The following is a 25,646-nucleotide window of genomic DNA, read 5'->3' as shown; positions in this document are numbered from 1 at the left end:
AGCCGAGCAGGCTTGGAAGTCCGTCGCTAAACTGCCTCGCCATGTTCGAGCGCATTCGAGAAGACGTCCACTGCATCCTGGAGCGCGACCCGGCCGCGCATTCGGCCTTCACCGTGCTCACCTGTTACCCCGGCCTGCATGCGCTGGTGATGCACCGCTGGGCGAATGCGTGCTGGGTGCGCGGCTGGAAGTGGGGCGGGCGTTTCATCTCCCAGCTGGCGCGCTGGTTCACCGGCATCGAAATCCACCCCGCGGCGAAAGTCGGTCGGCGGGTCTTCATCGACCACGGCATGGGCGTGGTGGTGGGCGAGACAGCCGAGATCGGCGACGACTGCACCATCTACCAGGGCGTGACGCTCGGCGGCACCTCGCTCACGCGCGGTGCCAAGCGCCACCCGACGCTCGGCAAGGGTGTGATCGTGGGGGCCAATTCACAGGTGCTGGGTGGCTTCACGGTGCACGATGGTGCGCGTGTCGGCTCCAACGCGGTCGTGCTGAAAGAGGTGCCCCCCGGTGCCACAGCCGTGGGCAACCCGGCGCGCATCATCCACAAAGACGTCGACGCCAAGCGCGAGGAAGCCGCCGCCCGCATGGGCTTCTCGGCCTACGGCATCACCGAGAGCGACGACCCGATGTCGCAGGCGATGAAGGGCCTGATCGACAACGCCGCCGGCAATGCGCACCAGATCGCGCTGCTGTGGGCGGCCATCGAGAAGATCGCGCCGATGCAGAAGGGCGACTGCGTGCCGAGCGATGCGGCGACGAAGGAAGACTTCGACGCCGACCGGCTCAGTCAGCTCGTCAAGTAGCCTTCTCTTTGCCGAGCAGCGCCGCGAACTCGTCCGGCGCAACCGGCTTGCTGAAGTAGTAGCCCTGCATCTCGTCGCAGGCCTGCTCTCGCAGGAAGGTCTGCTGCTCGGCCGTCTCCACGCCTTCGGCGACCACCGTGAGCGACAGCGTCTTGCCCATCGCGATGATGGCGCTGGTGATGGCCTTGTCTTCGGAGTCGGTGGCGAGGTCGCGGATGAACGAGCGGTCGACCTTGAGCGTGTCGATCGGGAAGTTCTTCAGCTGGCCGAGTGATGAGTACCCGGTGCCAAAGTCGTCGATGGCCAGTCGCACGCCGAGCTGCTTGATGGCGGTGAGCAGCTTGATGGCGCGGTCGACGTTGTGGACGATCATGCCCTCGGTGATCTCGAGCTCGAGCAGGGCCGGGTTCATGCCGGTCTCCTGCAGGATGGCCGTCACGTCGTCGAGCAGGTGCTCGTCGGCGAACTGGCGCACCGAGAGGTTCACCGCCATGTTGATCGGCGGCAGGCCCTGCTTCTGCCAGGCCACGTTTTGCAGGCAGGCGGTCTTCATCACCCAGCGGCCGATGTGCACGATGAGGCCGGTCTCTTCGGCGACGGGGATGAAGGTGGCCGGCGACACCGTGCCCAGCTCCTCGTTGTGCCAGCGCAGCAGGGCTTCCACGCCGGTGATGCGCCCGCTCTTCAGGTCGACCTTGGCCTGGTAGGCGAGCGAGAACTCCTGGCGCTCGAGCGCGCGGCGCAGGTTGGCTTCGAGCGTGAGGCGCTCGCGGGTCTGAGTGCTGATCTCGCTCGAATAGAACTGGAAGTTGTTCTTGCCTTCTTCCTTGGCGTGGTACATCGCGCTGTCGGCGTTTTTCATCAGCGCCTGCTCGTCCTGGCCGTCGCCGGGGAAGAGCGAGATGCCGATGCTCGCGGTGACGCGGCATTCCTGGCCCATGAGTTCGATCGGCTTGATGGCCGCCGAGAGCAGCTTGCGCGCCACCGCAGCCGCGTGCTCGCGGTCGGGCACCTCCTGCACGAGCACCACGAACTCGTCGCCGCCCAGGCGTGCGAGCACATCGCTCGCGCGCAGGGCCTGCTTGAAACGGGCGGTGATCTCCTTCAGCAGCGTGTCGCCGGCCTCGTGGCCCAACGTGTCGTTGATGAACTTGAAGCGGTCGAGGTCGATGAACATGACCGCGAAGGTGCGCTTGTAGCGCTCGGCGGTCTTGAAGGCGGCGTTGAGCAGGCTGCTGAAGAGCAGGCGGTTGGGCAGGCCGGTCAGGCTGTCGTGCCGCGCCATGTGGTGGATGTGCTCTTCGGCCACTTTCTGCTCGGTGATCTCGCGCGAGATGCCGCGGTAGCCGATGAAGGCGCCCGAGGTGTCGAACATCGGCTCGCCACTCATGCTGATGTAGTAGGGCGACTTGTTTGGGGCCATGCGCTGCATGACGATGTCGCGGAAGGACTGGCGGTCGGCCAGCAGCGCGCGGAAGTCGTCCCACCCGCCGGGCAGGTGCGCCTGCATGGTGCTTTCCCAGATGGCGCGCCCGATGAGCGGGTTGCGGCTCTGGCGCAGGCCGGTCTCGCGGCTTTCGAGCCGGGTGAAGCGGGTCTCGGGGTCGGTCTCCCAGTACCAGTCGGACGACAGGTTGGTCATGGCGCGGAAACGCGCCTCGCTCTCGCGCAGCGCCTGGTCCATGCGGCGGCGCTCGGTCACATCGCGCAGGATGCCGCGAAAGCCCACTGGCTTGCCGTCTTCGTCTTTGACCAGCAGCACCGAGCCTTCGACCTGGATCACGCTGCCGTCGCGGTGCAGGTATTCCCACATCTGCGACTTCTTCGACACGCCGGTGCGGAAGACCTCGTTGAAGGCGTTGAACACGACCTGCGTCATCTCAGGCGTCTGGCGGCTGCGGTAGTCGCGCTCGGCCACGTGGTGGTGGTCGTAGCCCAGCATCCGGGCGTAGGCGCCGTTGAGGTAGATCGGGCGGCCCTTCAGGTCGACCTCGTAGTAGGCGTCGTCCAGGCTTTCGAGGATGTTGCGGAACTTGTCTTCGCTGCGGCGCAGGGCTGCCTCGGCATGCTGGCGCTCGGCTTCGCGCTCGAAGTTGTCGAGGGCGAAGACGATGTTGCGCGCCATGCGCTCGAGCAGTGCCACGATGCTGGCGCCGAAGGCCTCGACCTCGCGCGCGTAGAAGAGCATGACGCCATAGGCCTTGCCGCCGCGCACGATCGGGATGGCCGCGCCCGACGCCACGCCGGCCCGGCTGGCTTGTGCGTGCCAGGGCCCGGTGCGCGGGTCCTGCATGAACTGGTTGCTGATGGCGGGCTTGGTGCCCCGGTAGGCCTCGCCGACCAGGCCGCGGCCTTCGGCGGTGTTGGCGTCGACCGAGATGCGCGACTCGCGCAGCTGCGAGGCGGCGATGCCCGATGCGGCTTCGACGCGCAGCCAGGCGGTGTCGGCGTCCGGCGTGGTGACGGCCGCGGTGAGGAACTGATGCCCGTCGACCGCGGCATCGCACACCCGCTGGAACAGCTCGGTGGGCGTCTTGGCGTACAGCAGCGCCTCGTTGGTGGCGCTGAGCACGGAATACATGGCGACCATGTGCCGTTCGCCGCTGTCGCGGGCGGGCTGTGCGCTCATGCTGTCTCCTGTTGGTCTGTCGTCTCTGGGGTGGCCTGTGTTCAGGCTCTGGTTCCCTCAGCTGCGCGGCGGAGGCCGCTGCGCGGATTTGGGTCTGAAGGCTTTGCAGACGGCGTCGTCTGTCTCGATGTAGGGGCCGCCGATGAGGTCGATGCAATACGGCACCGCGGCAAAGATGCCGTGCACTGGAGGTGTGGCAAGCGGCAGTCCCTCCAGCGTCTCGGCGATCGACTTGGGCTGGCCAGGCAGGTTGACGATGAGTGCCTGGCCGCGGATCACCGCCACCTGGCGCGAGAGGATGGCGGTGGGCACGAAGCGCAGGCTGATCTGGCGCATCTGCTCGCCGAAGCCTGGCATCTCTTTGTGGGCCACGGCGAGGGTGGCTTCGGGCGTCACGTCGCGCGGCGAGGGGCCGGTGCCGCCGGTGGTGAGCACGAGGTCGCACTTCGCGCTGTCGACCAGCTCGATCAGCGTGGCGCTGATGGTGGCCTGCTCGTCGGGGATGAGCCGCGTCTCCCATTCGACCGGGTTGCGCAGTGCGCGTGTCAGCCAATCCTTGAGCGCGGGGATGCCCTTGTCTTCATAGACGCCGGTGGAAGCACGGTCGCTGATCGAGACCAGCCCGATGCGGACCTTGTCGAACGACGCGGCTGCCTCACTCATGGCCGAGGGAATGTTCCTTGATGAACTGGAACAGCTCGCGATAGGCACGGCCGTTGCGCTGCTCGGGCGTGGCCGCGGCGTCCTTGCGGGCGGCGCGGATGAGGCTGCGCAGCTGCTGCAGGTCGGTGCCGGCATGCTCGGCCATCCAGCGGGTGAGGGCGTCGTCGCTGGCCAGCAGCTCCACACGCCAGCGTTCTGCTTCGTGCAGGGCCAGCGCATCCTTTGCGCGGCCGAGCTTCATGGCGGCCACCGCTTCGCGGATGGGCTCCACGTCGTTCTTGCGCATCAGCTTGCCGATGTACTGCATCTGGCGGCGCTTGCCCTCGAAGGACTTGGTGCGCTTGTACTCGGCCACCGCATCGCGCAGCGACTCGGAAATGGGCAGGTCGACGACGCGGTCATCGGGCAGGCCGACGAGCGCCTCGCCGAGGTCCTGCAGCTCGTGCATCTCTTTCTTGAGCTGGGTCTTGCTGGGACGGTCGAACTCGGGAGCGCCGTGGTCATCGGCATGTCCGTCGTCGGCAGAGGGGGAGCGCATGTGGGGCTGAACCATAGGTCGTGGGTATGATAGCCGCGGCCTTTTTGCAGGGCGCCTCGTGTGGGCCCTTTGCTGTGCACGTCACCGTGCATCCCGTCACCAAACGCCGCTGCGCATGAGCTCCTCGCTGACCAGACACCACGGGTTTTCGTATTCGCAGGACGACTTCCGCCAGCTCGTGGACGATGCGCTGGCCATCGCCAAATCGCTCGGCGCGAGCAACGCCGGTGTCGAGGTCTCCGAAGGCGCGGGCCTGTCGGTCTCGGTGCGCAAAGGCGAGATCGAGAACGTCGAGCGTAACCGCGACAAGTCCATGGGTGTCACGGTCTACGTGGGCCAGCGCCGGGGCAACGCGAGCACCTCCGACTTCTCGCGCACCGCGCTCGAGCAGACGGTGCGCGCCGCCTACGACATCGCCAAGTTCACCGCCGAAGACCCGGCCGCCGGCCTGCCCGATGAAGCCGACCTGGCGCTCGGCGAGGCCGCGAAGCTCGACCTCGACCTTTTCCATCCGTGGGACATCAACGCCGAACACGCCGCTGAACTCGCCCTGCGCTGCGAGGCCGCCGCGCTGGCCGTCGACAAGCGCATCACCAACTCCGAAGGGGCCGGCGTCTCGGCCCAGCAGTCGCACTTCTTCGCTGGCAACACGCACGGCTTCCGCGGCGGCTACGCCAGCTCGCGGCATTCGCTCTCGGTCGCGCCTATCGCCTCGGTGCCGGGCCCGAACGGCGAAGACATGCAGCGCGACGCCTGGTACAGCTCCATGCGCTCGCCCACCGAGCTCGCTGCGCCCGAAGCCGTGGGGCGTTATGCCTCCGAGCGCGCGCTGTCGCGCCTGAACGGCCGCAAGATCAAGACCTGCGAGGTGCCGGTGCTCTTCGAGTCGACGCTCGCCGCCGGCCTGCTCGGCGCCTACGTGCAGGCCACGAGCGGCGGGGCGCTGTACCGCAAGTCGTCGTTCCTGCTCGACAGCCTGGGCCAGCAGGTGCTGGCCGACCACATCGACATCCACGAAGACCCGCACATCCGCGGCGCGAAGGGCAGTGCGCCCTTCGACGACGAAGGCGTGGTCACCCGCGTGCGCGACGTGGTGACGGCCGGCGTGGTGCAGGGCTACTTCCTCTCCAGCTACTCGGCGCGCAAGCTCGGCATGCGCACCACCGGCCACGCCGGTGGCTCGCAGAACCTCACCTTCACCAGCCGCCTCACACAGGCCGGCGACGACCTCGATGCGATGCTGAAGAAGCTCGACCGCGGCCTCTTCGTGATCGAGCTGATGGGCCAGGGCGTGAACTACGTCACCGGCGACTACTCGCGCGGTGCCGCGGGCTTCTGGGTGGAGAAGGGCCGCATCGCATACCCGGTGCACGAGATCACCATCGCGGGCAACCTGCGCGACATGCTGAAGGGCATCGTGGCCGTCGGCGCCGACACGTACACGATGGGCACCAAGACCATCGGTTCGGTGCTCATCGACCGCATGAAGGTCGCCGGTTCCTGACGCGTTGCTGACGCGGCGCGGTCGTGTTGCTACGCGGTTTTGCGCACGGGTAAATCCGGGTCGGGGGCCTGGGGGCCGCTCCTAGAATTTGCCGCCATCGGCCCTGGGAGGGCCTACTAGGAGACTCTTCATGCAACGTCGTTCGTTCGTTCACGGCGCGGGATTGGCCGGCGTGTTGGCAGCGGGTGCAGCCCCGGCCATCGTTCATGCACAGGCCAGCCTGCGTTGGCGCCTGACCTCGAGCTTCCCCAAGTCGCTGGACACCATCTTCGGTGCCGCTGAAACCTTCGCGAAGAAGGTGCGCGAGATGACGGGCGGCAAGTTCGAGATCTCGGTGCATGCCGCTGGCGAGCTGATGCCTTCGCCCGCGCTGATCGACGGCGTGCAAAACGGCACCGTCGAGATGGGCCACACCGCGCCCTACTACTACTTCGGCAAGGACGAGACCTTCGCCCTCGGCTGCGCGATTCCCTTCGGCCTCAACTCGCGCCAGATGACCGCGTGGATGTACGAAGGCAACGGCTTGAAGCTGATGCGCGAGTTCTACGCGAAGTACAGCATGATCAGCTTCCCGATGGGTAACACCGGGGCGCAGATGGGCGGCTGGTTCCGCAAGGAGATCAAGACCGTCGCCGACATGAAGGGCTTGAAGTTCCGCGTCGGCGGCTTCGCCGGCAAGGTCTGCGAACGCCTCGGCTCGGTGCCGCAAAACATCCCTGGTGGCGAGATCTACCAGGCGCTCGAGAAGGGCACCATCGATGCAGCCGAATGGGTAGGCCCGTATGACGACCAGAAGCTCGGCTTCAACAAGGTCGCGCAGTTCTACCACTACCCCGGCTGGTGGGAAGGTGGCCCGCAGCTCGACCTGCTGGTCAACCAGAAGGCCTATGACGGCCTGTCCGCCGAATACAAGGCCATCATCGAAGCCGCTGCTGCGTTTGCGCACACCGAAATGCAGGCCAAGTACGACGTGAAGAACCCGGCCGCGCTGCGCCAGCTGGTGGCCAACAAGACCAAGCTCGTGTCCTTCCCGAAGCCGGTGATGGACGCGGCCTACAAGGCCTCGATGGACCTTTACAGCGAGATCTCCGCCAAGAACCCGAGCTGGAAGAAGATCTACACCGACTACTCGAACTACCGCAAGGAAGCGAACCTGTGGTTCCGCTTCACCGAGGCCCGCTTCGACAGCTACATGCAGAGCGCCAAGCTCTGAGGTCGCGCGACACTCGTGCAAGCCCCGCCACGGCGGGGCTTTTTTCTTGGGCCACCCCTTCCACACGTTCACGCCACCCGCTGCCATGACGCCCACCACCGTCCAACTCGTTGCCGCCGCGCTCTTTGCCGTGGCGCTGGTGCACACCTTCTCGACCAGCGTGTTCGCCCACCTGGCGCACCGCTATCCGCGGCACGAAGGCGTGTTCCACCTGCTGTCGGAAGTGGAGGTCGTGTTCGGCTTCTGGGCGCTGGTGTTGGCGCTCTTCCTCTTCGTGGCGCTCGGGCGTGACGGTGCCGTCGCCTACATCGACAGCCGCAATTTCACCGAGCCGCTCTTCGTCTTCGCGATCATGGTGGTGGCCGGCAGCAAGCCCATCCTGAAGCTGGCCGAGGTGCTGGTGAACGCGCTGGCGCGGGTGACGCCGCTGCCGCGGTCGATGGCGGTGTATTTCCTCGCGCTGTCGGTGCTGCCGCTGATGGGCTCGGCGCTCACCGAGCCGGCGGCCATGACGCTCGCTGCGCTGACCCTGCGCGACCGTGTGTTCAACGTCGAGCTGCCCGAGCGCGTGAAGTACGCGACGCTCGGTGTGCTCTTCGTCAACGTGTCGATCGGCGGCACCCTCACCTCGTTTGCGGCGCCGCCGGTGCTGATGGTGGCGGCCAAGTGGGGCTGGGACTCCTCGTTCATGCTGAGCCACTTCGGCTGGAAGGCGGCGCTGGCAGTGGTGATCAACGCCTCGGTCGTGACGCTGATCTTCGCCCGCCACCTGCTGCGCGCCACGCCCGAAGCGGCGGGCATCCGCGATCGCAGCGGCCCGCCGCCGACGGCGATGATCGTGAGCGGCCTGTTCCTGCTGGGCGTGGTGATGTTCGCCCACCACCCAGCCGTCTTCATGGGGCTGCTGCTCTTCTTCATCGGCTACGCGCGGGCCTACCCGCGGCACCACGATGCGCTCATCCTGCGCGAAGCGCTGCTGGTGGCGTTCTTCCTCGCAGGGCTTGTGGTGCTGGGCGGGCAGCAGCAGTGGTGGCTGCAGGAGCTGCTCACGCGCCTGAGCGCGCAGCAGGTCTACTACGCCGCCACCGCCCTCACGGCGGTGACCGACAACGCGGCGCTCACCTACCTGGGCTCGCTCGTCGACGGCTTGAGCGACGAGTTCAAGTACTCGCTGGTGGCCGGCGCCGTGACCGGCGGTGGCCTCACCGTGATTGCCAACGCGCCGAACCCGGCCGGTTATTCCATCTTGCGCGCGAGCTTCCGCGACGGTGCCATCAGCGCGGTGTGGCTCTTCGTCGCCGCGGCCGGCCCCACGCTGGTGGCGATTGCCGCGTTCCAGCTGTTGTGAGGCCGGGGCCAGCGGAGCGCTGCGCTCCGCTGGGGTGACGACGGCTACTTCTTCTTCTCGTCGTCCTTGATGGCGTCTTCGAGCGCCTTCATCGGGTCGTCGGACTCGGTGCTGCTGTCTGCCTGAGGCTCCGACGCGGCAGGGTCGGCTGCCTGGGCTTCCGACGCGCCGGGGTCGGCCGGCTCGGCGGAGAGGCCGGCTTCCTTGTCTTCCTGCATGCGCAGTTCCTGGAAGGCCTTGTCCGCGTCGATGGTCTCTTCCTTGGTCAGGCCGCTCGACACGAGCCCCGGGAACGCGATGATCAGGCCGACCATGATGATCTGGATCACCACGAAGGGCACCGCGCCCCAGTAGATCTGCCCGGTGGTCACCTTGGCCACGGGCTGGCCGGTGACCTTGTCGGTGTAGTCGTTGTGCGGCGCCACGCTGCGCAGGTAGAAGAGCGCGAAGCCGAACGGCGGGTGCATGAACGAGGTCTGCATGTTGACCGCCAGCAGCACGCCGAACCACACCAGGTCGATGCCCAGCTTGTCGGCCACGGGCGCGAGCAGCGGCACCACGATGAACGACAGCTCGAAGAAGTCGAGGAAGAACGCGAGCACGAAGATCAGGATGTTGACCACGATCAGGAAGCCGAGCTGGCCCCCCGGCAGGCTGGTCAACAGGTGCTCGACCCACTTCGGCCCGTCGACGCCCTGGAACGACAGGCTGAACACGGTGGAGCCCACCAGGATGAAGAGCACGAAGCACGAGAGCTTCATGGTCGAGTCCATCGCCTGGCGCAGGAGCTTCATGTCGATGCGCTTGCGAGCGAGCGCCATGATGAGCGCGCCGGTCGCTCCCATCGCGCCGCCTTCGGTCGGCGTGGCGATGCCGAGGAAGATGGTGCCGAGCACGAGGAAGATCAGCCCGAGCGGCGGGATGAGCACGAAGGTGACGCGCTCGGCCATGTTCGACAGGAGCTTCAGGCGTGCGACCTTGTTGATGACGGCGAGCAGGAAGGCCACGCCGACGCCCACGCACATCGAGACGACGATCATCTCGTCGGTTGGCGTGCCGGCCGGGCGGGTCTTGGCGAACGCGATGGCGCAGCCGGTCGACAGGATCGTCAGCACGAGCAGCGAGCGCAGGCCCGGCGAGCCGTCGGGCTCGCGGATGGTGCGGGCCTCGGGCGGCAGGGCGGGCACCCATTTCGGCCGCGTGATCGCGACGCCGATGACGTAGAGCAGGTACAGGCCCGTGAGCACGAAACCGGGGATGAAGGCGCCCTTGTAGAGGTCACCCACGCTCTTGCCGAGCTGGTCGGCCATCACGATGAGCACGAGCGAGGGTGGGATGATCTGCGCGAGCGTGCCCGAGGCGGCGATCACGCCACCGGCCACGCGCCGGTCATAGCCGTAGCGCAGCATGATGGGCAGCGAGATGAGGCCCATCGAGATCACCGACGCCGCCACCACGCCGGTGGTGGCGGCGAGCATGGCGCCCACGAGGATCACCGCGATGGCCAGGCCGCCACGGATGGGGCCGAAGAGCTGGCCCACCGTGTCGAGCAGGTCTTCGGCCATGCCCGATCGTTCGAGCACCAGCCCCATGAAGGTGAAGAACGGGATCGCCAGCAGCGTGTCGTTCTGCATGATCCCGAAGATGCGCAAGGGCAACGCCTGCATCAGCGAGGCCATGCCAGGGACACCCAGCTCGATGGCCACGAAGCCGAAGAAGAGTCCGCAGGCGGCGAGCGAAAACGCCACCGAATAGCCCATCAACAGGAAGACGATCAGGCTGGCGAACATGATCGGGGCCATGTTCGCGGTGATGAACTCGATCATTTTTCGCCTCCCTTGGCGAGGGCCTGCTCACGGGCGGCCACTTCCTTTTGCAGCAGGAACTCGGCGAGTTCTTCCTCGGCGCTCTTGGCCCCGGCCTTCAGCGTGGGGTCAGGGATCAGCCCCTTCAGGAACGCCACGCGCTTGATGAGCTCGGAGATCGCCTGGATGCCCAGCAGCAAGAGGCCCAGTGGCAAGAGCGCATAGACGGGCCAGCGGATCAGGCCGCCCGCGTTGGGCGACACCTCGCCGCTGTGATAGGCACTCAGCACCAGCGGCATCACCATCGCGAACACGACCACGACGAAAGGCAGCAGGAAGAACGCCAGGCCGACGATGTCGACCCAGATCTGCACGCGCTTCGAGAAGCGGCCCACGATCACGTCGATCTTCACGTGCTCCTGGCGCAGCAGTGTGTAGCCCGCCGCCAGCAGGAAGACCCCGGCGAAGAGGTACCACTGGATTTCGAGAAACGCATTGGAGCTGGTGTTGAACGCCTTGCGCACGATGGCGTTGGCGGCGCTGATGAGCACGGCGGCCAGCACGAGCCATGCGACCCAGCGGCCGATGAACTCGCTGAAGCGGTCGATCCACCTGGACAGTGACAGTAGGGGGGACACGGGAGTCTCCGGAGGTTTTGAGAGATCGGATGCGCAGGCGCCTCGTGGGCACACCGGCGGCAGGCTGGATCAGAACCGATTCGGCCCTGGTGCGCCACGGGTCTTTCCGCTAAGTGGTTTTACGTGCCCGGCGCGTGGTCACGGCAGTGCTCGACCGCGTACTTGATGAGTTCGGCCTGGCCCTCCAGCCCAAGCTTGCGCTTGATGTTCTGGCGGTGGGTTTCGACGGTGCGCACGCTCAGGCCCAGGGCTTCGGCGATCTGGCGGCTGGCGTGGCCGCGGGCCAGGCCGGCCAGGATCTCGCTCTCGCGCGGCGACAGCACCGGCCGCGGGGCCTGCGAACGCGACATGCGCCCGGAGATGGCGGCGCTGAGATACGTGCGGCCGGCGTTGATGGCGGCAATCGCGTCGAGGATCTCGTCCGACGGGGCGTCTTTCAGCACGTAGCCGCGGGCGCCGGCCTGCATGGCGCGGTTCACGTATTCGGGGTTGTCGTACATGCTGAGCATCAGCACGCGCAGGCGCGGGTGCTGCCGCAGCAACTGGGCGGTGAGGTCGATGCCGTTGGTGCCCTTCATGCCGACGTCCATCAGCACGAGTTCGGGGGCGTGGCGCTCGACCATGTCGAAGGCCTCGGCGGCATCGCCCGCTTCGCCGACCAGGGCGAGGGCGGGCTGGGCCGACAGGCGCAGCTTCAAGCCGTCTCGCACCAGCGGGTGGTCGTCGACGATGGCGATGCGGGTCGTGTTCATGCGGCCAGGCGCTCGGAGGGGGAAAGGCGCCGGAGTGAGGCCGCCGGCACATCGACCACGACTTCGGTGCGGCCCCGTTGCGAGCGCACCTGGAAGCGCCCACCAATCGATTCGACCCGTTCGCGCATGTTGCGCAAGCCGATGCCGCGGCGCGGGTCGAGCGCCACGGCTTGTGCGTCGAAGCCGATGCCGTCATCGGTGATGCGCAGGCGCACGCCCGTCGTGCCGAAGATGAGGCGCACCTGCACTTCGCCGGCCTGGGCATGCTTCTCGATGTTGGTCAGGGCCTCTTGCGTGACGCGGAAGAGCACGGTGCTCACCGCATCGGGCAGGGGCGATGCAGCACCGCCTACGCGCATGTCGAACGCCATCTCGCTGTGCTCGCTGAACTCGCGGCCCATCTGTTCGAGCGCAGCGGGCAGGCCCAGCACGTCGAGCTCGGCCGGGCGCAGGCGGTGCGAGATGTTGCGTACCTCGTGCAGGGCGTCGTTGAGGCGGGCCAGCGCCTTGGCCAGCGGGGCGTTGCGTTCGCCCCGGTCGAGCTGGGCCTGCGCCGATTCGAGCAGGAGCTTGATCGAGACGAGGGTCTGGCTGGTGCCGTCGTGCAGCTCGCGTGAGAGGTGGGCGCGTTCGTCTTCCTGCGACTTCACCACCTGGCGCGCGAGCAGGCGCAGCTTGTGGTCGGCTTCGCGCGATTCGCTGAGGTTGAAGGCGAGGCCGCAGGCGCCAAGCACCGCAATGCCGGCGAGTGCGATGCCGGCGATCCACCACATGGTGGTGCGCACGTTGTCGCTGACCTGCTGGTCGAGCTGCGCGAGTGTGGCGTGGATGTCGTCGAGGTACAGCCCGGTGCCGAGCATCCAGTTCCAGCGCGGCAGCGCGATCACGTAGCCGAGCTTGGGCGTGATCTGTTGCGATGACGGCTTCTGCCAGACGTATTGCACGTAGCCACCGCCTTCGCGCGCTTTCCCGATGAGCTGCTGGATGATGGGCTGGCCTTGCGCGTCGCGCATCTCCCACAGGTTGCGGCCCATGAGTTCGGGCTGGCGCGGGTGCATGAGGTTGCGCCCGTCGAGGTCGTAGAGGAAGAAGTAGCCGTCGGCGCCGTAGTCGAGCGCGGCGAGCAGGCGCATGGCTTCGGCGCGCGTGGCCGCGTCGTCGCGGCCGGACTGGTACAGCGGGGCGATCACGCTCTGCGCGAGGTCGACGTAGTGGCGAAGCTCCGCTTCCTTGTTCGCCATGTACGCCGACTCGACGAGTGCACGTTCGCGCTCGGAGAGGCTCTTCTCCTGCTGGCCCACCGCCCACGCGATGAGCGCGGCCGAGGCCAGCAGCGGGATCACCGCCAGCAGGAAGACCTTGAGCTTGAGGCGCATGGCGGGCGCCGTGGGGTCAGAGGCTGGCGGCGGCCTGGTAGAGCCTGCCCGAGCGGGCGCCCGAGCGGCAGAAGGCGAGCAGGGGCCTCGGCATCGTGCGCAGCAGCTCGGCGAAGCGCTCGATCTCTTCCGGCGACTGGTAGGCGCCGTTCACCGGCAGGAAGGCGTATTCGAGGCCAGCCGCGCGGGCGGCGGCTTCGATGGCGGCATTGGTCGGCTGGTCGGGGCCGCCTTCGAAATCGGGGCGGTTGTTGACCACGCTCTTGAAGCCGTTCTGCGCGGCCCACGCCATGGCCGACGGGTCGAGTTGCGGGGCGACGCACACATCGGGCGCCACGGGCATCACATGGGGAGTCGTCATGGCGGATACCTCAGCGGGCAAGTGCTTGTTTGACGGCGGCGGAGACGAGGCCCATGTCGGCCTTGCCGGCGAGTTGCGCCTTCACGGCGCCCATCACCTTGCCCATGTCGCCCGGTCCGCTGGCGCCGAGGCTCGCCACGATCTTCGCCACTTCAGCGGTGATCTCATCGGCGCTCATGCGCTGCGGCAGGTAGGTCTCCAGCACCTTCAGCTCGGCCGTTTCCTTGTCGACCAAGTCGGTGCGGCCGGCGGCGGCGAACTGGCTGATCGAATCCTTACGCTGCTTGATGAGCTTGTCGACGATGCCGATGATGGCCGCATCGTCGAGCGTCACGCGTTCGTCGACTTCCTTCTGCTTCATCGCCGCCATCAGGCCGCGGATGGTGAGCAGGCGATCGGCTTCCTTGGCCTTCATCGCGGTCTTCATGTCTTCGGTGATCTGGTCTTTGAGACTCATGGCATGTTTCTCCGGGCTAGAAACAACAAAGCCCGCAGTGTGCGGGCTTTGCCGAGGATCCGCGAGGGATCAGTACAGGCGCTTGGGCAGCTGCATGCTGCGGATGCGCTTGAAGTGGCGCTTCACCGCGGCCGCCTTCTTGCGCTTGCGCTCGGCGGTGGGCTTTTCGTAGAACTCGCGGGCGCGCAGGTCGGTCAGCAGGCCCAGCTTTTCAATCGTGCGCTTGAAGCGGCGCAGGGCCACGTCGAACGGTTCGTTTTCTTTGACGCGAATAGAAGTCATGGATTCAGAAGTTGTGCGCTCGGTGTTCGCTCGGGGTGCCAGGAAGGAGGTTCCGGAATCCAGCCTGGTGTGCTGGGCGAATCGACACGCGGGTTTTGCCAGCAAAGACGGCGATTATAGCCAGGGAATCCTGGCTGGCAAGCACAGGTTAGTGGCCGCTCGGAGAGGGCGCTGCCAAAGCTTGGGCGCAGGCGGCGGCGCTGGCCCAGGCCCACTGGAAGTTGTAACCGCCGAGCCAGCCGGTCACGTCGACCACCTCGCCGATGAAGAAGAGACCGGGCATCAGGCGGCTTTCGAGGGTCTGCGAGCTGAGTTCGCGGGTGTCGACGCCGCCGGCAGTGACTTCGGCCTTGCGGTAGCCCTCCGTGCCGGAGGGGGTGAGTTCCCAGGCTTGCAGGCTCTGGGCGAGGGTTTGCAGGTCGCGGTCTTTGAGGTCGGCCAGGGGACGGTCGGCGATGTCGGGGTAGCGGGCCAGCCAGCCTTCGGCCAGGCGCTGGGGCAGCAATCCGGCCAGCTCTGTCTGCAGCTTGCGCTTCGAGCCCGACTTGGCCTGCGTCAGGTGGTGGGCCAGGTCGTGCTGCGGCGCCAAGTCGAGCCGAATCGGCGTGCCGGGTTGCCAATAGCTCGAAATCTGCAACACGGCCGGGCCGCTCAGCCCGCGGTGGGTAAAGAGCAGGTCTTCGAGGAAGGCCATGCCGCCCTTGGCGGGCCAAGTGCGGATCTCGACCGGAAGCGACAGTCCCGACAGTGCTGAAAAAGGCGCCCAAGCTGTCGCATCAAAAGTGAGTGGCACCAGCGCCGGCCGGGTCTCGACGAGGCGGTGGCCGAACTGCTTCGCCAGCCGATAGCCGAAGTCACTGGCGCCGATCTTGGGGATCGAGAGGCCGCCGGTGGCCACGACGACCTTGTCGGCGCGAACGGTGCCTTGCGCCGTGTCGAGCTCGAACCCGCTGCCGGCCGCCCGCACCGCCTGCACCCCACACCCATGCCAGCGCGTCACGCGGCCTTGCTCGCATTCGCGCAGCAGCATGCCGATGATGTCTTCCGACGATTCGTCGCAAAAGAGCTGCCCCTTGTGCTTCTCGTGCCAGGGGATGCGGTGGCGCTGCACCAGCGCGATGAAATCCTGCGGCGTGTAGCGTGCGAGTGCCGAGCGACAGAAGTGCGGGTTGGCCGAGAGGAAATTCGCCGGCCCGGCGTCGCGGTTGGTGAAGTTGCAGCGCCCGCCGCCCGAGATGCGGATCTTCTCGGCCACCTTCTCGCTGTGGTCGATCAGCAAGACCTTGGCGCCCCTCTGGCCCGCCATGCCGGCACAGAACAAGCCCGCGGCACCCCCACCGATCACGACTGCATCGAATCTCCCCATCGCGCGATTATCCCGAGCGATTCCTAGAATCGCCGCCCCATGAGCCTTGTCGCGCCGATCCCCCAACAGAGCCTGATGCGTGCGACCCACGCAGTGCGGGCGCAATTCTTCATCGCAGGCGCCTTGTTCGCCACTTGGGGCGTGCACGTGCCGACGGTCAAGCAGCACTACGGGCTCGGCGAGCAGGCCCTGGCGATGGCGATGCTGGCCTCGGGTGTCGGCGCGGTGGCCACGTTGACGCAAGCGGGCCGCATCGTCGGCCTCGGGGGGGCGAGGCGTGTGGGCATCGCCGCCGGCGTCCTCTGTGCGGCGAGCCTCGTGGGCCTGCTGGCGAGCCAGAGCTACTGGGTGCTGGTGGCGCTGCTGATCGCCTTCGGCGTGGGCATGAGCCTCTTCGATGTGTCGATCAACACGGCGGCCAGCGAGATCGAAACGCTGCGCAAGCGCAGCCTGATGAGCGGCTTCCACGGCATGTTCAGCCTCGGCGGCATGGTGGGGGCGGGCTTTGGAAGCGTGCTGCTGTCACGCGGGGTGTCGCCCGACGCGCACCTGGTGTTGACCTCACTCGCCAGCGGAGTGCTGGTCGTGGTGGCTGGCCTGTCGATGCTCTCCACCGTGTCAGGCTCGTCGCAGCAGGGCCACGGCCTGGCCTGGCCGCGCGGGGTGCTGGGCCTGCTGGGCGTGCTGGCCGCACTGGGCCTGATCGCCGAGGGGGCGATGTACGACTGGAGCGTGCTCTACATGACGCAGGAGCTGCAAAGCGCGCCCGACGTCGCGGCGCTGGCCTATGCCAGTTTCAGCGGCGCGATGGCGGCGGCCCGGTTCGGCGGTGACTGGGTGCGCGACCGTGTGTCGCCCGCCATGCTCATGAGCTCCAGTGCTGCCCTGGCGGCGGTGTCGATGGCGGCCGTGCTGTTGATTGCCCACCCGGTCGCCACGCTGGTCGGCTTCGCGCTGGTGGGGCTCGGCTTCGCGAACGTGGTGCCGGTGCTCTTCGGCTCGGCTGCGAAGCTCGATGCCAACCCGGCGCACGGCATCGCGGTGGTGGCGTCGGTCGGCTACTTCGGGATGATGGCCGGGCCGCCCTTGATCGGCGTGATCGCCGAGCACTCGTCGCTGACGATCGGCCTGACCTCGGTTGCTGTGTTCGCCGCGATCCTCGGGATGGCGGCACCCAAGGCGCTCGGCTCGGTCAAGTGAAGAGGCTCAGCCTTTCCAGACAAACGGAAACTTGACCTGCTTCCAGAAGCCGTTGGGCACGTAGTCGCCGACCACACCGTACTGCGCGGGCCACTCACGGTCTGACTTCACCGCGGTGCCGAAGAGATAGTCCAGGAATGCGAAGTGCGCGGCGTAGTTCTTGTCGATCGCCTCGTCGTCCTGCGAGTGGTGCCAGTGGTGGAAATTCGGCGTGACGATGAGATAGCGCAGCGGCCCGAGCCGCACGCTCACGTTGGCGTGGTTGAACACCGCCTGGAAGCCCACCACGATGATGTACGCATCGATCACCTGCTTGCTGAAGCCGAGCACGTAGATCGGCGCCAGCACCAGCGTGCGGGTGATCAGCAGCTCGAGGATGTGCTGGCGCGAGCCGGCCAGCCAGTCCATGCTTTTGACGCTGTGGTGCACCGCATGCAGGCGCCACAGCAGCGGCACCTCGTGGTAGGCGCGGTGCGTCCAGTACTGCACGAGGTCGGCCACCAGGATGATGAGGAAGAGCGCCACCCAGAAGTTGAGCCCCGCCACCCAGCCGCGGATGCCGTCGTGCGCCGCCCAGCCGAAGAGCTTGTGCACCAGCAGGTTGGTGGCCAGCAGGATGAAGCCCACCACCATGTGGTTCACGATGAAGTGGTGCATGTCGGTCTGCCACTCGGCGCGGAAGACGGGCTGATCCTTGCGCAGCGCCCACATCTTCTCGATGAAGATGAAGATCAGCGTGGAGCCGAGCAGGTCGAGGATGAACCAGTCGAGGCCGATGTACGGTGTGTGGTCGGGGAAGTTGGGATCGACCTCGACCTTGTGGCCGCCGAGCAGCAGGGTGAGCGCCACCAGGCCGAAGGTCCACAGCGCCAGCCAGCGGTTGCGGCCGCGGATGAGGTTGAACAGCGACAGCCCGCCCGAGATCCCGATGGCCACCAGCATGATCGTGCGGATGACGTTGACGTCGTAGCTCTTGCGCAGCTCGGGCGTGGTCAGGTACTGAGGGAAGTGGAAGGCGAGCACGCCCAGGAAGCACAGCATGGCCAGCACCAGCGCGATCACGCCGGTCACCATGCCCTTGCCACGGCGCAGCTCGCCGTGGGATTCGGTGAGCTGGTTGAGCTTGTCGAGTTCGAGCATCGGTCCCCTCCGTCCGTCAAAACGCCGGGGATTATCGTGTCGGCGTGCGCGGTCAGGCTGCCCGGGTCGCCCCTCTTTCGAGGGGCAGGGCGGCCAGGCCCCGGAGCACGTCGCCGACCACGATGATGGCCGGGCTGCCCAGGCCTTCGCGCTCGATCAGGCCCGGCAGGTCGCCGAGCGTGCCGACGGCGTGGCGCTGGTGCGGCAGGCTCGCGTGCTGCACCACGGCAATCGGCGTCGAGTGGCCCAGGCCTTCGAGCAGCCCCTGCTGCAGGTGGCCCGCCTGCGCGACGCCCATGTAGATGACGAGCGTGAGGCCCTGCGCCGCCGCGGCGGCCAGCGTGGCCCAGTCGGGCGAGCGGCCGTGCTCCTTGGCGTGGCCGGTGACGAAGATGACGCCGTGCGCGTGGTCACGGTGGGTGAGCGGTACGTTGAGCGACGTGACGGCGGCCAGGCCCGAGGTGATGCCGTTGACCACGTTCACCTCGATGCCCAGCTCGCGCAGGTGCTCGACCTCCTCACCGCCACGGCCGAAGACAAACGGGTCGCCGCCCTTGAGGCGCACCACACGCTCGCCTTTGAGCGCCTCCGCTGCCATGAGCTTCTCGATGAAGGCCTGCGGCGTGCTCGCGCAGCCGCCTCGCTTGCCCACGCGCACGATGCGTGTGCTGCGGCGGGCGTAGCGCAGCACGCCGTCGCCCACCAGGTCGTCGACCAGCAGCACCGTCGCCGCGCGGATCGCCCGCACGGCCTTGACCGTCAGCAGCTCCGGGTCGCCGGGGCCGGCGCCGACCAAGGTGACCTGCGGGCGGTGTACTGCTGCGGGCGTCATGCCGATTTCTCCTGGGGATGGGCGTGGGCAAGGGCTTCGAGCGAAGCCTGCAGGCAGGCGACCTGCTGCATGAGGGGTGCCGGTGCCGGCTTCTCGCCGCTGATCACCGACTGGATGTACATCGCCGTGGTGGCCGCGTCGCAGGTGCGCGGCAGCACGGGCAGCTCGCGCAGCACGCCATCATGCGCAGCCACCGAAAGATCGGTGCGGGCCACGCCGTCGATGAACACATCGAGCTTCGGCAGGCGGCGCGGGTCGGCCACCGGCTCGCCTTCGGTGCCGCGCATCAGCATCGCGTTGGCGAGGGTGTGCTGCAGGAAGCCGGTCAACATCTGCCCGTACTCCGGGTGGGTGTAGTTGACGACGCGCATTGCGCTGCCGGCTGCACACGGGTCGAGCAGCTTGGCGACGGTGTGGCCCGAGTTGCGCAGGCCGATGGTCCAGCGGGCATCGAGCAAGCGCGCCAGCGGCGGGCACAACACATCGGTGCGGATGTAGACCGGCTCGTGCCGCGCCCACGCGGCGGCCACGTCGCCGGCGTCGCGCGCGATCGGCAGGCCCAGGTCATGAAAGATCTCGGCGGTGGTCACGCGGCCCGGGTCTTCGGGCATGCCGTGCACGAGCACCGGGATGTCTTCCTGCGCCAGCAGCAGCGCCAGCAGCGGCGTGAGGTTGGGCAGCTTGCGCGCGCCGTTGTACGAGGGCAGCACCACGGCCGGGCGGGTGGTCGCGATGGGCAGGCAGCGCTCGGTGGTGGCCTGCAGGAAGCCCGCGGTCTCGTCGATGGTCTCGCCCTTGATGCGCATGGCGAGGGCGAAGGCGCCGAGTTCGAGGTCGGTCACCTTCCCGTCGAGCACCTGGCTCATCAGGTCGTGTGCCTGCTCGTGCTTGAGCGACCGAGCGCCTTCCTTGCCGCGCCCGATCTCCTTGATGTAGTGGCTGATGCTCATGTGCTTGTCGTCCCTGGAACTGCGTTCGCAAGACCCGGGCCACTTTGGGCCTGGGGATTGCGGATTTTCAGGCGGCGCTGAGCTGCGCGCGCACGAGACGCTTCAATTCAGGGATGCAGGAGCCGCAATTCGTGCCGCATTTGAGCGAGTCCTGCAGCTGCGCGAGCTGTTGGTCCGGCGAGCCCTGGCAGCCTCGCAGCGTGCCCACGATCTCGGGCTCGGCCACGTTGAAGCAGGTGCAGACCTGGCGCCCACGTGCCTGCACGGCCACCGGCGCACGTGCACCGGGCACCAGCAGCAGCCGACCATAGGCCTGTGCGGGCAGCTCATCCTGTAGAAGCGGCTTCACCCAGCTTTCGGCGCTGGTGTCGCCGGCGAGCACGAAGCCTTCGAGACGCGTCTGGTCGCCCGCCTGGGCAAGCCGCATGGTCCGGCGCTGGCCACGGCGCTTGTCGGCGTAGTGCAGCACCTCGGCGCCGCCCAGCCCCAGCATGCCCTCGAGCTGGATCACGAGCTCATCGGGCGGTGCTTCGTATGCCGCGGCGCGGAAAAGCAGGCCGCCGCGATCGCGCCCAAACGGAACGCAGCTCGCATAGGCGAATGCGCCCATCAGCGACTTGAGCTGCTCGCGCGCAGCGATGACCTTGTCGTCGGCCAGCCAGGCCATGCCGAGCAGTCGCCAGGGCAGCTCGGCCTTGAGCACCTTCACTGCGGCGTGCTTGAACTCGGGCTGCTTGGACTTCGGGCAGAACGCGGGCGTGGTGAGCGCATTGACGCCGTGGAGGCGCGAGCCGGTGCTGCTGCTGCCGGAGACAAACTCCTCGCCCCAGTGCATGGCGATGAAGGCTTGTGTGCCGGCCACCTGATCGCTCGCGCGCACCGGCATCACAACGCTGCCGCGGCGCGAGGTCACGTGCACGAGATCGCCTTCGCTGACCCGCAAGCGGACGAGATCCTGTGCGTTCATCTCGACCACGGGCTCCGGCACGTGGCCGAACAGGCGGCCGATGGTGCCGGTGCGGCTCATGCCGTGCCATTGGTCGCGCAGGCGGCCGGTGTTGAGAGAGAAAGGAAAGCGTGCATCGCGCGGCTCGGCCACGGGCTCGTAGCCCACGTCGGCAAACTTCGCGCGGCCGTCGGCGGTCGGGAAGACGCCGTCTTCGTACAGCCTCTCCTGGCCTTGCGCCGCGCCTTCCCTGAAAGGCCACTGCGCTGGCGATTGTTCGAGCCGTGCGTAGCTGAGACCGGTGATGTCGAGGTCGCGGCCGCGCGTGCTCTCGCGGTGCTCGACCCACACCGACTCTGGCGTGTCGTAGGGGAAGACCGTCGGCTGTCCAGGGCGCAGCTCCCGCTCCAGGCGGCGAGCGAAATCGACTGCGATATCCCAGTCGTGCCGGGTCTCGCCGGGCTTGGGCACGGCGGGGCGCACGCGGCTGATGCGGCGCTCGCTGTTGGTCACCGTGCCGTCCTTCTCGCCCCAGGTGGTGGCCGGCAGCAGCAGGTCGGCATATCGGCAGGTGGCGGTGGTCGAGAAGGCTTCCTGCACGACCACGAACTCGGCGCGCTCCAGCGCGCGGTGCACGGTGGCCTGGTCGGGCATCGATTGCGCGGGGTTCGTGCAGGCGATCCACAGTGCCTTGATCTCTCCGTCCGCCGCGGCCTCGAACATTTCGACCGCCGTCTTGCCGGGCTTGGCCGGCACGTCGTCCACGCCCCAGAGCCGCGCCACCTCGGCACGGTGCTCGGCGTTGCCCATGTCGCGGTGCGCGCTCAGCAGGTTCGCAAGGCCACCCACTTCGCGCCCGCCCATCGCATTGGGCTGGCCGGTCAGCGAGAAGGGGCCGGCGCCCGGCTTGCCGATCTGGCCCGTGGCGAGATGCAGGTTGATGAGCGCGGCGTTCTTGTCGGTGCCGCGGCTGCTCTGGTTCAGGCCCTGGCAGTAGAGCGAGAGCGTGCGGCCCTTCGAGTCGGCGAACCAGCGCGCCGCCTGCAGGAGCGCGTCTTCGGTGATGCCGCAAAGCTTCGCGACCTCTTTGGGTGTGTAGTCGCGCACGCGGTTGCGCAGGGCCTCGAAGCCGTGGGTGTGGGCGTTGATGTAGGCGGTGTCGGTCAAGCCCTCCCACAGCATCACGTGCAGCATGCCGTGGTACAGGGCGACGTCGGTGCCCGGCAGGATGGGCAGGTACAGGTCGGCGAACTCGGCCGTCTCGGTACGGCGCGGGTCGGCCACGATCACCTTCATGGCCGGGTTGGCACGCTTCGCGTCTTCGATGCGGCGGAAGAGGATGGGGTGGGCGAACGCGGTGTTGGAGCCGGTGATGAAGAGCGTGCTCGCGTGATTCACATCGTCGTAGCAGGCCGGCGGCGCGTCGGCGCCCAGCGTGGCCTTGTAGCCGGCGACCGCGCTGCTCATGCACAGGCGCGAGTTGGTGTCGATGTTGTTGCTGCCGATGAGGCCCTTGGCCAACTTGTTGAAGACGTAGTAGTCCTCGGTCAGCAGCTGGCCCGAGATGTAGAAGCCCACGGCATCGGGCCCATGCTCGCGGATCGTCTGGGCGAAACGATCGACGGCGAGCGCGAGCGCTGCATCCCAGCTCACCCGCTGCGGCGCGCTTTGCCGCGAGAGCCGCTGCGCCGGGTGAAGCAGCCGGGCCTGCAGCGTGATGGGCCGGGTGGCCGTGTGATGCAGTGTCGACCCTTTCGTGCAGAGCCGGCCGAAGTTGGCCGGGTGTTCCGGGTCACCACGCACGCCAGTGATCTGCGCCCCGTCGCTTTCGACGATGACGCCGCAGCCCACGCCGCAGTAAGGGCAGGTTGTGCGCGTTTCGAGCATCGGGGCCGGTCCTCGCTCAGGCCGTGTGCGGCGTCTGCACCTCGATGATCTGGCCGCCACCGACCGCGCCGCGCGTGGCGCAAGGGCCGGCCACGGGCAAGGCGAGATCGGTGCCGACCGATGCCAGCTCGTCGGCGTCGAGGTAGATCGTGCCGGCGTCCACCTTCACCGCGAACTTCGGCACGCAGCCTTCGTCGGGCTCCTTGACGCGGCCGTCGTCGAGGCCGATGTTCATGTTGTGCAGCGGGCAGGCGACGCTGGTGCCGAAGACGATGCCCTGGCTGAGCGGGCCGCCTTTGTGCGGGCATCGGTCGAGGATGGCGAAGATCTGGTCGCCCTGGGCGCGAAACACGGCGACGGGGGCGCCCTTTGGGCGCGTCACGCGTCGCGAGCCCAGCGGGCTGATGTCGTCGACGCGGCAGATGAGGGTCCAGTTGGGCATGGGAATGTGGGGATGCAGTGGAAGGGGGATCAGACCGCCTGGACGGGCGTGAACTGGCGCGTGTCGACCTGCGCCTTGTCGAACTCGAACCACGGATCGGGCTCGCCGTCGAGCGCGTACTGCAACTGCGCCCACAGCGCCTTGCGGCCCTCATGGTCGTCGAGGATGCGCTTCTTCACGTAGTCGAGGCCAACGCGGTTCACGTAGTGGACGGTGCGTTCCAAGTACCAGCCCTCTTGGCGGTAGAGCTCGCAGAAGGCGCCGGTGTACTCGAGCACTTCCTCGGCCGTCTTGAGCTTCACGAGGAAGTGCGCCACCTCGGTCTTGATGCCGCCGTTGCCGGCGATGTACATCTCCCAGCCGGAGTCGACGCCGATGATGCCCACGTCCTTGATGCCCGACTCCGCACAGTTGCGCGGGCAGCCCGACACGGCGAACTTCACCTTGTGCGGGGCGTACATGCGCCACATCGCACGCTCGAGGTCCTTGCCCATCTGGGTGCTGTCTTGCGTGCCCATGCGGCACCACTCGCTGCCCACGCAGGTCTTCACCGTGCGCAACGCCTTGGCGTAGGCATGGCCCGAGGGCATGCCGATGTCTTTCCAGACGTTGACCAGGTCTTCCTTCTTCACGCCGAGCAGGTCGATGCGCTGGCCGCCGGTCACCTTGACGGTGGGGATCTTGTACTTGTCGACCGCATCGGCAATGCGGCGCAGCTCCGCGGCGGTGGTCTCGCCGCCCCACATGCGCGGCACGACGGAGTAGGTGCCGTCCTTCTGGATGTTGGCGTGGCTGCGCTCGTTGATGAAGCGCGACTGCGGGTCGTCCTTCGCTTCCTTCGGCCAGGTGCTGATGAGGTAGTAGTTGATCGCCGGGCGGCAGCTGGAGCAGCCATTGGGCGTGCGCCAGTTGAGGGCCTTGTAGGTCGCATCGATGGTGAGCAGCTTCTGCTCGCGGATCGCATCACGGGCTTCCTGGTGGCTTACGTCGGTGCAGCCACACATGGCTTTCTTCTTCGGCGTGGCGGAGTAGTCACCGCCGGCCGTGAACATCAGGATCTGCTCCACGAGCCCGGTGCACGAGCCGCAGGAGGCCGAAGCCTTGGTGTGCTTGCGCACCTCGTCGAGCGTGAAAAGGCCCTTCTCCTTGATGGCTTTGCAGATGGTGCCCTTGTTGACACCGTTGCAGCCGCAGACCTCGTCGCTGTCGGCCATCGCGGCCGCCTTGCTGTGGCCCTCGTGACCGGTGTCGCCGATGTTGGACTCGCCGAACATCAGCTTGTCACGGATGTCGGCGATCTTGCGACCTTCGCGGAGAAGCTTGAAATACCAGGAGCCATCGACCGTGTCGCCGTACATGCAGGCGCCGATCAGCTTGTCGTCCTTGATGACGAGCTTCTTGTAGACGCCGCCGTAGGGGTCGCTCATCACGATCTCTTCGCAGCCGTCGCCGCCCATGAAGTCGCCGGCCGAGAAGAGGTCGATGCCGGTGACCTTGAGCTTGGTGCTGGTCTGTGAGCCGGTGTAGCGGCCGATGCCGAACTCGGCGAGGTGCGTCGCGCACACCTTGCCCTGCTCGAAGAGCGGCGCCACCAGGCCGTAGGCAATGCCGCGGTGGGCGGCGCACTCGCCGATGGAGTAGATGCGCGGGTCGGTGATGGTCTGCATCGTGTCGTTGACGACGATGCCGCGGTTGCAGTGCAGGCCGATCTTCTCGGCGAGCTCGGTGTTGGGGCGGATGCCGGCGGCCATCACGACCAGGTCGGCCGGGACTTCGGTGCCGTCTTTGAATTGCACGGCCATCACGCGGCCGGCCTTGCCGCCGTCTTGATCGCCGATGAGCGCCTGCGTGCTGGCGCCGATCATGAACTTGAGGCCGCGGTCTTCCAGCGACTTCTGCAGCAGCTTGCCGGCGGTGTCGTCGAGCTGGCGCTCCATCAGCCACGGCATGATGTGGACGACGGTGACCTGCATGCCGCGCAGCATCAGGCCGTTGGCGGCTTCGAGGCCCAGGAGGCCGCCACCGATCACGACCGCGTGCTTGTACTTCTGCGCAGCCTCGATCATCGTGTTGGTGTCGGCGATGTCGCGGTAGGCGATCACGCCTTCGAGGTCCTTGCCGGGCACCGGCAGGATGAAGGGGTTGGAGCCGGTGGCGATCAGCAGGCGGTCATACGATTCTTCGGTGCCGTCGGCGGCCTTGACGATGCGGTTGCGGCGGTCGACGTCGACGACCTTCTTGCCCAGGTGCAGCTTGATGTTGTTCTCTTCGTACCAGCTCAGTGGGTTGAGCACGATCTCTTCGAGTGTCTGCTCGCCGGCGAGCACGGGAGACAACAGGATGCGGTTGTAGTTCGGGTGCGGCTCCGCACCGAACACCGTGATGTCATAGAGATCGGGCGCAATCTTCAACAGCTCTTCGAGGGTTCGCACCCCCGCCATGCCATTGCCGACCATCACCAACTTCATCTTCTTCATGCAGCGCATCCTCAGTCGCGGTTCTGTTGGC

General features: G+C 67.2%; 22 protein-coding genes. 5 read left to right on the top strand and 17 right to left on the bottom strand.

Annotated elements, in window-relative coordinates; all coding sequences use genetic code 11:
• Positions 1–41 precede the first annotated feature (41 nt).
• Entirely contained in the window at positions 42–809 is a 768-nt protein-coding gene (gene cysE, locus KF892_06340) for a serine O-acetyltransferase (GenBank protein ID MBX3624613.1), read from the top strand.
• On the opposite strand, the gene KF892_06335 is transcribed toward cysE, so the two are convergent.
• The 3 genes from KF892_06335 to KF892_06325 are packed head-to-tail and all read right to left on the bottom strand — an operon-like array spanning position 802 to position 4,639.
• Positions 802–3,438 carry an EAL domain-containing protein gene (locus tag KF892_06335; GenBank protein ID MBX3624612.1) on the bottom strand — a complete coding sequence of 879 codons (2,637 nt, stop codon included), beginning with the start codon at positions 3,436–3,438 and terminating at the stop codon, positions 802–804. The two genes, cysE and KF892_06335, sit on opposite strands and share 8 nt — an antisense overlap.
• Positions 3,439–3,495: 57 nt before the next feature.
• Positions 3,496–4,101, bottom strand: a complete 606-nt coding sequence (gene mog, locus KF892_06330) for a molybdopterin adenylyltransferase (GenBank protein MBX3624611.1) — start codon at positions 4,099–4,101, stop codon at positions 3,496–3,498.
• Positions 4,094–4,639, bottom strand: coding sequence for a DUF615 domain-containing protein (locus tag KF892_06325; GenBank protein ID MBX3624610.1), 546 nt, complete (start codon positions 4,637–4,639; stop codon positions 4,094–4,096). Before KF892_06325 ends, mog begins: the two co-directional genes overlap by 8 nt.
• Positions 4,640–4,754: 115 nt before the next feature.
• On the opposite strand from KF892_06325, the gene pmbA reads away from it, so the two are divergent.
• The 3 genes from pmbA (at position 4,755) to KF892_06310 (ending at position 8,704) form a co-directional block, all read left to right on the top strand.
• Positions 4,755–6,143 (top strand): metalloprotease PmbA, encoded by a 1,389-nt coding sequence (gene pmbA, locus KF892_06320; GenBank protein ID MBX3624609.1) that lies wholly within the window; start codon positions 4,755–4,757, stop codon positions 6,141–6,143.
• Between the two features lie 130 nt (positions 6,144–6,273).
• Entirely contained in the window at positions 6,274–7,356 is a 1,083-nt protein-coding gene (gene dctP / locus KF892_06315) for a TRAP transporter substrate-binding protein DctP (GenBank protein MBX3624608.1), read from the top strand.
• Between the two features lie 85 nt (positions 7,357–7,441).
• Positions 7,442–8,704, top strand: a complete 1,263-nt coding sequence (locus KF892_06310) for a putative Na+/H+ antiporter (protein MBX3624607.1) — start codon at positions 7,442–7,444, stop codon at positions 8,702–8,704.
• A 44-nt stretch (positions 8,705–8,748) separates the two neighbouring features.
• On the opposite strand, the gene KF892_06305 is transcribed toward KF892_06310, so the two are convergent.
• The 8 genes from KF892_06305 to KF892_06270 all read right to left on the bottom strand — a co-directional run bounded on the left by KF892_06305 (position 8,749) and on the right by KF892_06270 (position 15,741).
• A complete protein-coding gene (locus tag KF892_06305; GenBank protein MBX3624606.1) occupies positions 8,749–10,530 on the bottom strand; it encodes a TRAP transporter large permease subunit in 1,782 nt (593 codons plus the stop codon).
• Positions 10,527–11,147 carry a TRAP transporter small permease subunit gene (locus KF892_06300; protein ID MBX3624605.1) on the bottom strand — a complete coding sequence of 207 codons (621 nt, stop codon included), beginning with the start codon at positions 11,145–11,147 and terminating at the stop codon, positions 10,527–10,529. The genes KF892_06305 and KF892_06300 overlap by 4 nt, the downstream gene beginning before the upstream one ends.
• Before the next feature lie 119 nt (positions 11,148–11,266).
• On the bottom strand, positions 11,267–11,899 hold the full coding sequence (locus tag KF892_06295) for a response regulator transcription factor (GenBank protein ID MBX3624604.1): 633 nt from the start codon (positions 11,897–11,899) through the stop codon (positions 11,267–11,269).
• Positions 11,896–13,275 (bottom strand): cache domain-containing protein, encoded by a 1,380-nt coding sequence (locus KF892_06290; GenBank protein ID MBX3624603.1) that lies wholly within the window; start codon positions 13,273–13,275, stop codon positions 11,896–11,898. Before KF892_06290 ends, KF892_06295 begins: the two co-directional genes overlap by 4 nt.
• A gap of 16 nt (positions 13,276–13,291) precedes the next feature.
• On the bottom strand, positions 13,292–13,636 hold the full coding sequence (locus KF892_06285; GenBank protein MBX3624602.1) for a TIGR01244 family phosphatase: 345 nt from the start codon (positions 13,634–13,636) through the stop codon (positions 13,292–13,294).
• A 10-nt stretch (positions 13,637–13,646) separates the two neighbouring features.
• Positions 13,647–14,093 carry a GatB/YqeY domain-containing protein gene (locus KF892_06280; protein MBX3624601.1) on the bottom strand — a complete coding sequence of 149 codons (447 nt, stop codon included), beginning with the start codon at positions 14,091–14,093 and terminating at the stop codon, positions 13,647–13,649.
• A 69-nt stretch (positions 14,094–14,162) separates the two neighbouring features.
• On the bottom strand, positions 14,163–14,375 hold the full coding sequence (gene rpsU / locus KF892_06275; protein ID MBX3624600.1) for a 30S ribosomal protein S21: 213 nt from the start codon (positions 14,373–14,375) through the stop codon (positions 14,163–14,165).
• Positions 14,376–14,523: 148 nt separating this feature from the next.
• Entirely contained in the window at positions 14,524–15,741 is a 1,218-nt protein-coding gene (locus KF892_06270; GenBank protein ID MBX3624599.1) for an NAD(P)/FAD-dependent oxidoreductase, read from the bottom strand.
• Positions 15,742–15,816: 75 nt separating this feature from the next.
• Here KF892_06270 and KF892_06265 point away from each other — a divergent pair, with 75 nt between their 5' ends.
• Complete coding sequence (locus KF892_06265) at positions 15,817–16,941, top strand: MFS transporter (protein MBX3624598.1); 1,125 nt, start codon at positions 15,817–15,819, stop codon at positions 16,939–16,941.
• A 6-nt stretch (positions 16,942–16,947) separates the two neighbouring features.
• Here KF892_06265 and KF892_06260 read toward each other — a convergent pair whose 3' ends face one another.
• The 6 genes from KF892_06260 to nirB form a co-directional block, all read right to left on the bottom strand.
• A complete protein-coding gene (locus KF892_06260) occupies positions 16,948–18,081 on the bottom strand; it encodes a sterol desaturase family protein (GenBank protein MBX3624597.1) in 1,134 nt (377 codons plus the stop codon).
• 52 nt (positions 18,082–18,133) lie between these two features.
• Positions 18,134–18,913: a uroporphyrinogen-III C-methyltransferase gene (gene cobA / locus KF892_06255; protein ID MBX3624596.1), complete on the bottom strand. Its 780-nt coding sequence runs from the start codon at positions 18,911–18,913 to the stop codon at positions 18,134–18,136.
• Positions 18,910–19,863: a DNA-binding protein YbiB gene (gene ybiB / locus KF892_06250; protein ID MBX3624595.1), complete on the bottom strand. Its 954-nt coding sequence runs from the start codon at positions 19,861–19,863 to the stop codon at positions 18,910–18,912. Before ybiB ends, cobA begins: the two co-directional genes overlap by 4 nt.
• A gap of 67 nt (positions 19,864–19,930) precedes the next feature.
• Positions 19,931–22,696: a molybdopterin-dependent oxidoreductase gene (locus KF892_06245; protein MBX3624594.1), complete on the bottom strand. Its 2,766-nt coding sequence runs from the start codon at positions 22,694–22,696 to the stop codon at positions 19,931–19,933.
• Positions 22,697–22,712: 16 nt separating this feature from the next.
• Positions 22,713–23,138 (bottom strand): nitrite reductase small subunit NirD, encoded by a 426-nt coding sequence (nirD, locus tag KF892_06240; GenBank protein MBX3624593.1) that lies wholly within the window; start codon positions 23,136–23,138, stop codon positions 22,713–22,715.
• A 29-nt stretch (positions 23,139–23,167) separates the two neighbouring features.
• Positions 23,168–25,615, bottom strand: coding sequence for a nitrite reductase large subunit NirB (nirB, locus tag KF892_06235; GenBank protein ID MBX3624592.1), 2,448 nt, complete (start codon positions 25,613–25,615; stop codon positions 23,168–23,170).
• Between the last annotated feature and the right edge of the window lie 31 nt (positions 25,616–25,646).

Origin of the sequence: Rhizobacter sp., from assembly GCA_019635355.1 — a bacterium.
GTDB lineage: Bacteria > Pseudomonadota > Gammaproteobacteria > Burkholderiales > Burkholderiaceae_C > Rhizobacter.
Note: the sequence above shows the minus strand (reverse complement) of the source record. Positions and strands in the feature narration are given on the sequence as shown.